Source organism: Dactylosporangium sp. NBC_01737, from assembly GCF_035963215.1.
In the GTDB taxonomy this organism is placed as follows: Bacteria; Actinomycetota; Actinomycetes; order Mycobacteriales; family Micromonosporaceae; genus Dactylosporangium.
This window is the reverse complement of the sequence record NZ_CP109153.1, coordinates 789,455-802,323: the sequence shown is the minus strand read 5'-3', so window position 1 is coordinate 802,323 and position 12,869 is coordinate 789,455. Positions and strand designations below refer to the sequence as shown.

The 12,869-nt window shown below is 68.7% G+C and carries 9 protein-coding genes; all 9 read right to left on the bottom strand.

The genetic code is table 11. The features are described 5' to 3' along the window. Positions 1-2 precede the first annotated feature (2 nt). A complete protein-coding gene (locus tag OHA72_RS03590) occupies positions 3-1,328 on the bottom strand; it encodes a hypothetical protein (protein WP_327006428.1) in 1,326 nt (441 codons plus the stop codon). A 13-nt stretch (positions 1,329-1,341) separates the two neighbouring features. Further along, on the bottom strand, positions 1,342-2,871 hold the full coding sequence (locus tag OHA72_RS03585) for a ComEC/Rec2 family competence protein (protein ID WP_327006427.1): 1,530 nt from the start codon (positions 2,869-2,871) through the stop codon (positions 1,342-1,344). Between the two features lie 686 nt (positions 2,872-3,557). Beyond that, positions 3,558-4,463 (bottom strand): hypothetical protein, encoded by a 906-nt coding sequence (locus tag OHA72_RS03580; RefSeq protein ID WP_327011444.1) that lies wholly within the window; start codon positions 4,461-4,463, stop codon positions 3,558-3,560. Positions 4,464-5,314: 851 nt separating this feature from the next. Then, positions 5,315-6,079, bottom strand: a complete 765-nt coding sequence (locus OHA72_RS03575) for a DUF2637 domain-containing protein (RefSeq protein WP_327006426.1) — start codon at positions 6,077-6,079, stop codon at positions 5,315-5,317. Then, complete coding sequence (locus OHA72_RS03570; RefSeq protein WP_327006425.1) at positions 6,076-6,465, bottom strand: hypothetical protein; 390 nt, start codon at positions 6,463-6,465, stop codon at positions 6,076-6,078. The genes OHA72_RS03575 and OHA72_RS03570 overlap by 4 nt, the downstream gene beginning before the upstream one ends. After that, the gene (locus OHA72_RS03565) at positions 6,462-6,716 is read right to left on the bottom strand and encodes a hypothetical protein (protein ID WP_327006424.1); all 255 of its coding nucleotides are present in this window, start codon (positions 6,714-6,716) and stop codon (positions 6,462-6,464) included. Before OHA72_RS03565 ends, OHA72_RS03570 begins: the two co-directional genes overlap by 4 nt. A gap of 891 nt (positions 6,717-7,607) precedes the next feature. Continuing rightward, positions 7,608-9,122 (bottom strand): TRAFAC clade GTPase domain-containing protein, encoded by a 1,515-nt coding sequence (locus tag OHA72_RS03560; protein WP_327006423.1) that lies wholly within the window; start codon positions 9,120-9,122, stop codon positions 7,608-7,610. A 40-nt stretch (positions 9,123-9,162) separates the two neighbouring features. Beyond that, on the bottom strand, positions 9,163-11,652 hold the full coding sequence (locus tag OHA72_RS03555) for a GTPase-associated protein 1-related protein (protein ID WP_327006422.1): 2,490 nt from the start codon (positions 11,650-11,652) through the stop codon (positions 9,163-9,165). Position 11,653: 1 nt separating this feature from the next. Beyond that, a complete protein-coding gene (locus OHA72_RS03550; protein ID WP_327006421.1) occupies positions 11,654-12,856 on the bottom strand; it encodes a TRAFAC clade GTPase domain-containing protein in 1,203 nt (400 codons plus the stop codon). Positions 12,857-12,869: the final 13 nt, after the last annotated feature.

Genomic DNA, 12,869 nt, shown 5'->3' with positions numbered 1-12,869 from the left:
TTTCACTGCCGGTCGCTCGGGAACTGCAACTTCGGGCCGCCGGTGTAGGGCTGCCGCCACAGCGCGGCCGCGGTGAAGTTCGTGGGGTCGATGACGGCGCCGGGCGAGGTGTGCTGCGCCTTGTGCAGCCCGGTCACGGCCGCGTGCCAGTCGAATCCGTCCACCATTTGTGGCTCGTCGAGTGCGGACGCGATGAACCGGCCGCCGATCTCCTCGTACTGGAACAGCAACGCCCAGGTGAAGCAACTGAGCACCCGGGAGCCGCCGCCGCTGACGCCGATCGTGGCGGTCCAGTACCGGAGCTGGAGCGGATAGTGCTCGGCGGGCGGGCGAAACGGCGGGGAGTGGAGCCCGCTCGTGCCCCAGCCCCGCCGCGCCGGCGGGTAGGGCAGCCTCATACCGGTCCGGTCGGCGTGGCCCTGGATTCTCCACAGCAGGTCGTTGCCGGTGTCCGTCTTGAGGACGGTCAAGTCGTAGGCCGGCAGGACCCGCACCACGACGACGGGCTCCCCGGCCGGGCCCCTGTCGGTGTGCACCACGAGCGCGTCGCCGAGTTCCTCCGGGTCCGGCAGGGTCAGCACCACCAGCTCGCCGATGAGCTCGGCCTCGACCTGAGCGGGCTTCAGTCCGTTGAGCCAGGGAACCGTGCTGCCTTTCAGCGGGACGTTGCTCAGAGCTTCCAGGGCGATCTGATAGGCCGGATACTCGAGCGTCAGCTCCCCCTTCGGCGTGATCCTCGCCAGCTCTGGAAGGCCCGCGACCGCCTCGCCGAGCCGGTCCCGGGTGACCAGGCCCGGTGCCACGTTGGCGGCCAGCGACGCGACAAGCGACTGGCGATCGCCGTGTGGAGCCGGCGACCACAGCGCGCCGTTCGGCACCAGGTCGCTGAACAGGTCCTCGTTCTTGAGGCCGAACAAGCGGCTGTTGAACGGATAGAGCGGCAGCCCGACCCTCGCGGCGAGGGAGTCGGACGGGCCCATGAAGTCGAGGAAGTGCTGCACCGGAGAGAAGACGTACGGCTCCCGGTCGGCCAGCCGGCCGCCGTAGACCTGCGGCGGCACGGGCATGCCGCAGAAGGACAGCTGCGCGCACTGCGTATAGCCGATGAAATCGAACCGTGCCGGGTCCACCTGGAACATGGCGCGGTACTCGACCGGATCGAAATATGCCCGGACGCTCACCGCATCGGTGAAACTGTCGTCCACCCCGAACCAGTGCGGGCCGACGTGGAAGTACTTCCGGCCGAGAAGGCCGGGGGCGGAGGGATCGTTGGTCACCCCCTGCAACGCCCACCGCCCGTCGGACCGCTGGAAAGCCTTGAGTGTCATGAGGGCTCGCGCTTCAGTGGAGGTCGGTGTGGTACCAGGGGCCGAGCGGATAGATATGGCCGTACTGCGGCGGATGGGCCGGGGGCAGCAGCGCCTTGGCGGCGGGAACGTCGGAGAAGCCAGCGTTGCCGTAGACCTGGACGGCCAGCTCTTGGCCGAAGTTCGGCGCCTGCTGGATTTTCACCAGCGACTCGTGCACCGGCCGGATGACGATGCAGCCCAGGATTTTGCCGCCGCGCAGGTGCACGCCGAACTGTTCGATCGTCTTTTTCTTGTCATCCTTGTCGATGACGTCCAGCACTTCGGTGTAGTACACCTGCTGAATGGTGTTCTTGACCGGCTCGCTGCTTCCCGCCTGACTCCATTGGGCGCTCGCCAGCCGGTTGATGACCTGCTGCGTGGGGTGGCCGTGGAAGTTCGTCCGGAACCCGCAGCTCACGGCGAACAGGGTGGGCCTGAGCTGCGCGAGCAGATGCACGTCGTTGCTGGAATTGCTGCCGTGGTGGTTGGCCTTCATCAGCGTGACGTAGCCAGCGTGCCGGAACTTCGGCCGGCCGGCCTGCGCCATCCAGGTCTTGGGGAAGCGCTGCTCCATGGCCTCGCGGACGGGTGTCTCGAGGTTGGCGTGCGAGGTGAACGACTTCTTGTTGCCTTCGTACGGCAGGAGCTTGGTGTTCATGTGCTGGTCGCCGAAGTTGCCGCCGCTGTCGCCGCCGGTACCCGCGATGTCGCCCCCGAAGAAGGCTCGGAAGGAACCGTGCTCCAGCACGCCCACGATGGAGCGGTCGTTCTGGTCGATCGCTGCGGATTTCGAGGCGACGTCGGTGTAGTTTTCCTGGCCGGACACGCTCTGGCCGGCGGCGATGACCGTGAACGTGATCGGCAGATCGTCGGGGGTTTTGCCCAGGTCGATGACCAAGGATTCGCCGCCTTGCTTGACGATTTCGCTGCCAACCTGGATGCGCTGGGGCATCGACGTGAGACCACCCGGATAGACCCAGACCAGCTTCGTCGATTTGCCGCGGGTGGCCGCTTTTCCGGTCGCGGCGATCTCGAAGTACTTCTCCAGGTCGACGAACCCGGCGGCCGCCTTCATCCCGTCGAATACGGGCTGATAGATGACCGCCGGCCGGTAGAGGGGCAGGAGTCCCTTCCCCGCCGGATTGAGCTTGGCGACGATGCTCTTCAGGCCGTCCATGTGGTCGGCATGGTAGTGGGATATCATGACGGATAGCAGCGGCTGATGCTCGAGTTCCGGGTTGATGGCGCCGTGGGCGAGGAGATAGGCGAGCACGTTGCCGCCGTAACCGTCAGTGCCCCCGTCGATGAGCAGTGCCTTCTTGACCGTATTGGTCAGGTTGATATTTTGTGAAATGGCATACGGCACCCAGTCGATGGGCTCGATCGGTGGGGTCAGTGTGGGGTTGGCCTTCTTCGCACTGGCGATTCTCGCCTTAACCTTGTCCAGGTTCCGGTTGATGATGAGCACCGAATCGCCCTGACTGACGTTGAGCACATGAATTTCCAGATAGGCATGAGACATGACCAGGTGCCGCCTCGCTCCGCCGCGGCCTAAGCCACGAATCCCCAAGAAATCGGTGATCGCGACTCTACAGTCGCAAACCCCGCCCCCACCACCACCCGCCCCGCACGAAGTTGATCGTGAATATCACGTATCACAACGACCTTGCCAAAAATTATCCCCCCACCCACGGCCGAAACGGACAGAACACCCCACGACGAGCAATCCCAAAATAGTCGACAGCAGATCGAGCGGCGGCTTCCGCAACACCACGACCCAGACCTGCGACCACGCGGCGGCGCCAGCTCCCACGACGCAGACCTTCGGACTGCCCGGCCACGCGGCGCCGCCAGGCCCCACGACGTTGGTCTTCCGGCTGCGCGACTGTGCGGCGGCGTCAGGTCCCACGACGTAGACCTTCCGAACGCGCGGCGGCAGGTCTCCACGACGTGGGACGTTCCGGCTGCGTGGCGGCAGATCGAGCGGCGGCTTCTGCACCCCATGACCCAGACTTCCGGCGGCGCGACCGTGCGGCGGCGCCAGGTCCCACGACGCCGGCTGCCCGACTGCGCGACTGCGCGGTGGCGCGGTGGCCCACAACGCAGACCTTCCGGCCGCACGGCGGCGCTGGGTGTCACGACGGCTCGCCGCTGACAGCCGGCGAGCCCGGTGCCGAGGTGGCACCGGGCTCCCTCCAACCGGGCCGGTCAGGTCACCGGGCGCAGCGTGAACTTCTGGTTGGTGCCATTCAGCCACTGGTACTGCCAGATCAGCGAACCGTCCGCCGTGCCGTAGCCGGAGACGTCGAGCACGTAGCCGCTGTACATCGGGCGGATGCTGACCGTCGCGTCGATGCCGCCGATGCCGCCGGACTCGTACTTGAGCAGCATCGGGTTCCAGCCGTAGCCGCAGCTGGTCTGCGAGATCGGTGGCGTGTTGCCCAGCGGGCCGCCCAGACGCCGATGCAGCGGTCGCTGGTGTGCGCGAACCGCACCAGATACTGCCCGCCGCCGCTGACCTGCAGGGTCACCTGCCCGGCCAGGTTGGTCGGGCTGCAGGGCGCCGCAGCAGTGGTGCACCAGGGAGATGTCGGAGCGTCCGTCGGCGTTGATGTCACCGGGGACGGCCTCGGTCGCGTCGAAGTTCCAGCGCCAGGCGGCGCCGGCCCCCCACCAGGACTGCCAGCCGCCGGCGAAGCTGCCGCTGGCGTTGGCCGGGAAGACGAGCAGGCTCACCTGCGAGTTGTTGTAGTCGTAGAGGACGGCGATGTCCGGGCGGCCGTCGCCGGAGAAGTCGCCGACCACGTATTTGCCGTGGCTCCAGGCCCAGTTGCCGGCGCCGGAGTCCCACTGCTGGGTGCCGCCGGGGAAGCCGGTGCCGCTCGCGTAGTGCATGAAGATGGCGGTCCGCTCGCCGCCGTAGTCGTAGAACTCGACGACGTCGGCGCGGCCGTCGAGGTTGAAGTCACCGGCGACGAGCTTGATCCGGCTGAACTCCGAGGCGGTGTTGGTCCACCAGGTGATCGGTCCCGCGAACGTGATGGTGCCGGGCGACCCGGTGGCCAGGAGGACCCGCATGTCCCAGCTCGTGGACGAGACGAGGTAGTTGGCGATCAGGTCGTCGCGGCTGTCGCCGTTGACGTCGCTGGCGAGGAGCTTGATGTTGCCGACCGACCAGCCCGTCAGCGTCTGCAGTGTCGTGGTGCCGAGCAGCGCGTTGCCGTCGGACTGCTGGACGGTCAGCTCGACGTTGCTGTTGACCCTGCTTGAGGATCGCGACGTCGGAGCGGCCGTCGTTGTCGAAGTCGCCGGTGACCGACCGGTTGTTCACGGTCGGGTACAGGGTCGAGGGCGACTGCGGCGCGACCGGCGGCAGCAGCCCGGTGCTGTCGGTGGCGGCGGGCATGGCGCGACAAGCCACCACAGCGCGTAGAGCCAGTCGGCAGCAACCCGGTTCAGGAACGTCGCGAGGTACTCAGCGGTCCAGACGGCAACCCTCTCCTGGGTGCCGTGCCGCTACCACTGCTCGACCCGTTTGCTGGTCCAGAGGACCGGGTGTGCGCGGGGCCAGCCAGGAACCTCGACCCGTCGTGCACGGCCCCAGCAGTACTGCGATCGTAGTTGCTCCGTGGTTGCTCGGATGTTCACCAAGCTGGACGGACGCACGTGGACAGGCACGGAAAAGTCCTCGAGCTGCCGCCTCGGGGACTTGCTGCGCAGAGTGACCAGTGCCAGGACCAGGGCGGATGCACCAGGACGCTTGTCGCCCGGACGCGGACGCTCGCCGATTACCGTCCGAAAATAGCTCAATGCTCGGAATTCGGACTTTTAATCCGCAGGGTCGGGATTCGAGCTGGCGACGACTGCCGTGGTGCGCCTCCGCTGCGGCATCATCAGTGCTACGGCGCATGTCGGGCGGCGTTGTCGTATCTGGAGCTGGAAGGTTAACGCGGAAGGGTAGTTTGCTACCTATTGCGCTCGATAGACGTCCTACCGCTGTTGTCGGAGCTTGTCGTCGGATTCTGGTCTGAGCCGGTCGTGGATGCACCGGACGTCAACAGGCGACGGACATGTCTCTCGGATACGCCGGCCTCTCTGGCGATGTCGGCGGGACGGGCGTCCGGATGTTCTGCCAGCATCCTTGCAATGACGTCCGCTGTCGGACCTGGACGGCGTGGACGACGGACGCTGTGCGACGTATCGGCAGGCGGCTTGTCCTGGACCAAAGTGGGCGGCTCGGGGGCGGGATCGGACGATGACTTAGCGGGGCCTGCGAGCGACTCGTTGAGGGTCGTGGACGCCATGCCGTCTGTGCGGTTGTCGGCGTTGTCCTCGTTTGGTGGTGCGGTGTCCGTACCGGGGTTGGCTGGTTTGGCACGCGAGCGCATCTCAACCACGAGCAGCATCGCCACGGCGGGCCACGCCGCGACGATGCGCGCGCCGACCGTAGGCTGAGCGGCGGCGATGTTCGCGGCCACGCTGGCCGCCACACCAGCTATGAACGCGATCCGCGCTGACCAGCGGACCCGGTGCCCGTTGCGTTTGTCCTCGATCATCGCGGCGGACGCCACGATCAGCATCCCGTCGACCGAGATCGGCAGGACGTAGGCGACCTCTGGACGTTCGCCGTACCGCAGCGCGACGTGGACCATGTGACTCCAGGAGGACCACGCCGCGATCGTCGCGACGGCCGCCGTGCTGACGTTTCGGGCGAGACGGGTCGGTGTCACAGGTCCACCTCGATCCGCAGCCGCCGCCCGATGGTCCGGACCTCCTCGACGTCCACGGCCGGACGTCCGCCGATGGTCAACCGGGTCTGGACCTCGGCCCATCGCAGCCACCTCCGGATCACGTCCGCCGGGTCCAGCCCAGTCGCGGCGGCCACGTCCGCCAGGTCCGCCCCCGTTCGTAGGGCGGCGTGGATGGACATCGGCTGCCATCGGCTCCACCACGACACGACCGCCGCGGCGAGCGCCAGCTCCGCGAGGACGTCGTGCTGGCTCGGCGTGGCGGGACGTCCGATCGCGTGGCTGTGTAGTTCGAGCAACACCTGGAACGGGTTGACCTTTTCGGCGTCAAAGAACCGGACCGGCGGCCAGCCATGCTCGTCCGTCATCGCCGACTCCCCTCAGGGAGGAAGGTGTTGAGCATCGAGACGGCCCGCACGAAGGTCTGATACGCCTCCGGCTCCGTGACCAGGCTGTCGGTCAGTGAGTCGTGCAGGTGGGCGACGAGTTCCACGACGAACCGAATCCGGACCGCCTTCGGCGTGGGCAGCGGCGGCCCCGCCCAAAGGGCAGTGGAGAACGGATCATGCTTGCCGAGTCGAGCAAGTGCAGCTTCGATGCGGCTCATCGGGACGGTCATCGGGCCTCACTCTGCCCGCGTGACCTGCGAAGAGTCAGCGGCAGAGGGTCACCGACCACCACGTGAGCAGGGTTCGCATCGCGATACCTCCGGCCCACGTTTGGCGCAGTCTGCTCAGCGGGCTGCGCCGCTTCGCGTTGGCGTGGAGTTGGTTCTTCGCGCACGGCTTCGCCGTGCTCCCCAGTGGGGGAGCTTCGCTCCACCCACACCCCCTCAAAACCGGTTGGCTGCCCGACTCGGTCTCAGCAGCGCTGGGGTCTCGGTTTCGGTGGTGTACGTCGTGCGCCGGGCTGTGTGGCCGACAGCCGCTGCCCTCCCGGGTGGTGGCGCTTGTCGTGTTCAGTCAGCGGGATCTGCCTGAATTCTCGTAGCTGATCCCGAAGGGCCGCGAAGGCAGCCACCCGACCGCCCAACGCCTGCACCGTCCGCGAGGGCCGCCACGGGATGCAACCGCGCCGTTGACGTCGCCAGGCCAGGCCCACGTTCTCCACCGAGTCCGCGTTCACCCACCACACCAGCTCGGCCAGCACCGTCAGGGTCTCGGCCGACGAACATCCCCGGACGACGGCGCCGGCAGGTTGTCTACCACCGTGCCGGCAGCGACCCGTTGTGCCGGCAGTCTCGACCCTTCCGTACCCACGTTCGCCTGCGTGTTGTGGTCACCGATCTGCAGCCTGTGGCCGTCATGGACCGACATCCGCGGCCGATCTTCGTCGGCGCCGTTGGGTGGAAGGGCATGGTCGGCTGCTGACCATGACGTGGCTCATGCGGAAGCGCGTGTGACCATCAGGACCAGTGCGGCCAGGACGGTGAGGGCTGACGCGCCCCACAGGCAGAGGATGCCGACACGCCAGCGGTGGTACACCCGGATCATCGTTGTTTCTCCGTTCGTCAGCGGTGCTGCTTGACGCCCTCGTTGGTGAGGACGGCGTCCATGAAGCGGACGACGCTGTCGTCGACCGTGTCGTCGCGGCGGACCGCGGACGTCAGCACGAACTCGACGCTCGCGAAGCGCTGCTCCATGGCGTTGACCATGTTGATCTGGTCGAGGTCCTCGCAGAGCCAGGTCCGTAGGGAGGCGTCGCTGCTGACGCCTGCCTGTTCGAGCTCCGCCTCGACGAGGTCGGCCTTGCTCACGGCGACCACCAGCCGGGTCCGGGTCAGGGTGAGGTCCATCTGCTCGAAAGCCACAGTCGCGTTCTCGAAGATGCTGGCCGGCTCCCGGACCGACCGGACGCTGGCCAGCTTCGTGCGCAGCTTGTCGTCGAGCGAGGTCCAGAACCGCTCGATGGCCAGCGGATCGAGCACGAAGACGAAGGTCCGGGCGGCCATCGCGTACCGCAGGCCGTCGATGTGCTCGCTGGTGTCGAAGATCTCGCCGGCCACGTCGAAGATCTTCAGCGTCCGGCTGCCGCGCCGACCGGAGCGGATGTGCAGGACGTACGGGGCCCGCAGCTCCTTGGCGGTCTTCTGCGGCATGCCCATCTTCGACATGTGCTGGCTCTGGTCCTTGATCCAGTCCCGGGTGTAGTCGTCGGCCGGCTCGACCTTCTGCCCTCTGCGCTCGAAGCGTTCCTGCGCGGCCAGGGCGAGCAGCACCATCAGCTGCGTCTTGCCGGCGTTGCTGGCGCCGAAGACGGGCAGGACGATCTCCGGGGCCTGGCCGGAGCCGGGCGGCAATGGTTCGTGGCACTTGGGGCAGTAGCCCGGCATGCGGTGACTGCCGAGCATGAGCAGGGTCGGCAGCTTGTTGCCGCAGGCGCAGGTCCGGGTCAGCACGCCGTAGCGCCCCGGCCGCACGTCGTGGTGCATGGCACCGCAGGTCGCGCACTTGTACGACGGGTACGGCACCCGCCCGTAGTCGTTCGGGTTAGAGCAGGTGATCCGGATGCCCCGCAGCTGCAACAGCCCGGTGTCGACCACCCGCAGCAGGTAGATGAGCCCGATGGACAGCACCAGGAGCAGCCCGAACGCGGTCGCCTGGAGCGCGGCGACCGCGGCCAGCACCACGGTCGCGAGCAGGAAGCCGAGACCGATCGCGACCGCGTAGGCGACGCCGAACGGCACGTTCGGGTCGGTGGAGGGCTGCTCCGGCACGAACTGGGGCTTGGCCTTCTTCTCGAACGCGCCGTGCATGCTGGTGCGTTGATACCGCCAGACCAGCTTGCCGATCTGGCGCACGTCGGCCCACATCTGCCCGAACAGGTACTGCTTGTAGGCCGGCTCGCGCCCGTCGGAGGGCTGTTTCGAGACGGAGGGCAGCGGCACCGGCTCCGCGTTGCGGCCGATGCCGAGACCGGAGGTCAGGCCGCGGCCGTACTGCACGAGTGCCACGACGAAGTAGCGGACGGTGAACAGCGCCACGAGGACGGGTGCGAAGAAGATGGAGGCGACGATCTTTGCCACCTGGCCGGCGTCCAACTTGTCTCCCGGGGGTGAGGAGGGATCAATCCTTCTTGCCGCTTTTGTCGGGCCGGCCGCCCTTGCCGCCGACCGTGCGCCCGACGACCGTGCGCGCGATCTTGCGTAGGAGCCCCGACCCGTCACCGTCCATCCAGGTCTGCAACGTGTGGGCGGAGCCGAGCGCTCGCATATCGCGCAGCTGCTCGGACAGCGACTGGAGATCTCGCCGCCGCCAGCCCTTCAGCACCGGCAGCAGTGCCTTGTCGATGTCGTCGAGCGCGTTGCGGGCCGCCGCGTCCGGGTCCCGGCCGAGCTCGTAGTGCCAGTACCAGAGCGTGGCGGCGGCCTCCAGATCGACTCGCCCCGCCTCGCCGGCCAGCTCGGCCACGAGCCGCTGGCGCAGGTTCGGCAGCCTCCTGATCGGTATCAGGAGGCGGGTGAGGTTGATCCTCTTGTGCTGACGTAGCAGCTCGTCCTCGACGCGCTGCCGACGCGCGGCCGTTGCGCTGCGGCCGGTGAGCAGGCCCCGCAGCTCTTCGAACGCGTCCTCGAATCGCGCGGTGCTGGACGCTCCCACCACGCGTCCCGCCGCGGTGTCGGCCAGGCGCAGCTCCTGGATGTGCTTGCGCGCCTTGGGCGGAAGGTCGCCGAAGACAGCCGACTCCGCCAGCCGGTTGACCAGGTCGGTGTGCAGGTCGTACGCGGCCCGCTCATCCAGCGGCGGCTGCAGCTGCGCGGCGGCACCGAGCCGGTCCACGACGCAGGGGTCGGCCAGGTCGTGCTCGTGGAGCCGGTCGAGCACCGCCAGAGCCTGTCCGCAGGTGAACCCGTCGGTGGGCCACAGCCGCTGCAGGAGGTCCTCGTCGACCGCCGGCTCCAGGCCCTGCGCCCGCCGGGCCGCGGTCAGGGTCAGCAGCGCCTCGACCGGTCGCACGCGCCCCACGCGCACGTCGGCGAGCACGACCGCCTCGGCCAGCGCGGGGCTGGCGTCCAGGTCGTTGTCGTCGAGCTCGAGGTCGCCGGACCGTGCGGCGATCAGGGCGATGACCGGATCCGGGTCCTTGCCGGCGACGATGGCGAGGTGCCGGATCGCGCCCTCCCGCACCGGCAGCCACGCCCGCATGACATCGAGGACCTCGGATCCGCCGCCGGCCAGCAGGGCCGGGCCGATCGTCTGGGTACCGACCCGCAGCAGGGCCGCATTGTCGAGCTTGAGGCCGATCCGCCGGGCCCACAGCAGGTACGCGCCGGCACTGTCGACCGGCATCCCGAGCAGGCGCTGCGTCAGCTGGTCGGTGGCGTTGCGGCGGCCGATCTCGCTGCGCAGCGCGAGGTCCTTCGGCGGCCGGGTGTCCGCGGCGAGCATGGTGCCGACCAGCGCCACCTCGATCTGCGGCACCAGCTGCGGCAGCCCGCGCCCGTCGGCGGCCTCCGCCAGCCGGCCCAGCTGCTCCACGACGGTCTCCGGGCCGGGCCCGCCGGGCCGCCCGGCCGCCTCCCGCAGTGCCGCCGTCGCGGCGTCGCCGACCGCGGTGAACAGGTCCGGGTCGAGCGTCGCGGCGTTGCGGTGCAGCCAGTCGATCAGCGGCAGCGGGTCGAGCTCCGGCTCCAGCGGGCCCTCGGACCATCCGACGGTCGCGGCCACCGCGATGGGGTACAGGTCGTCGAAGTCGCGCTCGGTGCCGGTCGCGTGCCGTTCGGCCCGCTCCCACAGCATCGGCCCGGCCGCCGGGCCGACCTCGGCCAGCAGGCGGGCCAGCGGGTGCACGGTCAGGTCGCTGGCCCGGTCGGCGCTGAGGTCGAACAGGTAGTAGCTCTCGAAGCCGTCCGCGGTGCGTTCGATGTCGACCTCGGGCAGCGCGCCGACGACCGTGGTGCGGCTGTAGCGGGGCTGGCGGCTGTACGTCATGAACGACATCTGCCGGGCCAGCGCGGGCGGCAGCAGGTAGGTCAGCGCGGCGATCCAGTGCGCCACGGTGTCACAGTCGTCGGCGATGATCACGAGCTTGCGCTCGCCCCGCTGGATCGCCGCCTCGGCCGCTGTGAGCATCGCGCCGAGATGGTGGTCGTTGCCGCCGCCGGTGAGGGAGTCGCCGACGAGCTGCGGGGTGAGCGGGCCGGGGCTCGGTGGCTGCGGCAGCTCCGGCAGGTCGGCGTGCTCGACCGGCTCGGTCACCCAGCCGTGGGAGCGCCACAGCTCGATCGGCCGGCACCCTGCCAGGTCGTGCTCCGGATCGGCGGCCACCAGCGCGTGCGCGAAGTAGTTGCCGGACCGGCGGGAGTAGTCCTCACCGACGAACTCGACGCTGGCCACCACCGTGGTGTCGCCGGGGAGGTGGCAGAGGTTGACCGGGTACCGGTCGAGGTCGACGCCGGCGGCGGTCAGCGAGCGCGGCGGCTCGTAGGCGGTGAGGCCCTCGACGTCGCGCATGACGTCGAGGGGGATGCCCGGCGTGACCGCGTTGAACTGGTAGCCGGGGTAGCCGGTGATGCCGGTCCGGCACGATGTGTAGTAGAGCTGGCCCAGCGCCACGTCAGCCTCGCTTCTTCGGGATCGCGCCGAATTCGCTCATCAGCCACAGGAACGGGTCGGCCACCCGGATCGGCTGGATCCCGTGGTGCGACACGCGGCGGCCGCCCCCTGCGCCGTCCGCGGTCACCGGGCTGTTGCCGAGCGCGGACAGGCCGAACAGGCGGTACTGCTCGAAGTGGAGGTTCAGGGTCTCGTTGAGATTGCCGCCCTGCCACTTGTGCAGCAGCTGCTCGATGTGGCGGTGCACGGTCAGGCTGTCGGCCTCGTCGAACTGCGGGACCTCGGCCGGCTCGGCCAGCAGCGGCGTGTCCTCGGGCAGTGCCGAGGTGAGCGCGTCCATCTTGGAGAACGCGACGGCGATCGGCTTCTTGATCTTGCCGCGGCCCGAGGGGCGCAGGTCACGCTCGAGCAGGTTGATGACCCGGCCCAGGACGTGCTCCGGCAGGTCACTCACCTCGGCCACGGCCGGCAGCTCGGCGTCGTCGTTGATCAGCGGCCGGGCGCCGAGCATCTGCAGCGGATCGAGCAGCAGGATGATGCCGTCGGCGCTGTTGAGGTAGCGCGTGTTGAGCTCGACGCTGTCGGCGCTGGTCAGGTCCTCGCCGGCGGTGTCGAAGAACGACAGCACGCTGCGGTCGACCCGGCTGCGGCCGAACCGCTTCTGGTTGATGGCGAAGCTGAACACCAGCGGCCGGCGGCGGCGCCCGGCGGTCGCCGACCTGGTGATGTCCGGGAGCTGGCCCTGGTGGTACAGCGAATCCTCGTAGTCGCGCCGATAGTGGCTGCGGGTCTCGTCGTCGGCGCCCAGGACCGACACACCGAAGCGGCGGCTGACGCGGTTCATCATCTCGTGCAGCAGCACCGTGACGAAGACGGTCTTGCCCGACTCCTTCGCCCCGATCAGCGCGATCATCCGGGACTCCACCTTGCCGAAGTGGTTCGGCAGCTGGGAGTGGCACTTCGGGCACAGCCGGATGAACGTCTCCACCTCGCAGGCGTCCTTGTGCGTCGCCTTGAGCTTGCGGCCGTCGGCCGCGAACGCGGGAAACTTCAGTTCGGCGTCGCCGAGGACGTCGCGGGCGATCCGGTCCACCGTCCGTTTGCAGGCCGGCTTGCCGGTCGGCGACACGCGGCCCGCGCAGCGGAACTCGATCGCCTTCTCCGCGAACTCGTCGTAGCAGTATGGGCAGTACAACTTCGCCATCGGATCTGCGCTC

What these genes read in the sequence shown, in the direction of transcription:
- OHA72_RS03590 (WP_327006428.1), bottom strand. Translation starts at nt 1,328, where the DNA reads ATGACACTCAAGGCTTTCCAGCGGTCCGACGGGCGGTGGGCGTTGCAG.
- OHA72_RS03585 (WP_327006427.1), bottom strand. Translation starts at nt 2,871, where the DNA reads ATGTCTCATGCCTATCTGGAAATTCATGTGCTCAACGTCAGTCAGGGC.
- OHA72_RS03570 (WP_327006425.1), bottom strand. Translation starts at nt 6,465, where the DNA reads ATGACGGACGAGCATGGCTGGCCGCCGGTCCGGTTCTTTGACGCCGAA.
- OHA72_RS03565 (WP_327006424.1), bottom strand. Translation starts at nt 6,716, where the DNA reads ATGACCGTCCCGATGAGCCGCATCGAAGCTGCACTTGCTCGACTCGGC.
- OHA72_RS03550 (WP_327006421.1), bottom strand. Translation starts at nt 12,856, where the DNA reads ATGGCGAAGTTGTACTGCCCATACTGCTACGACGAGTTCGCGGAGAAG.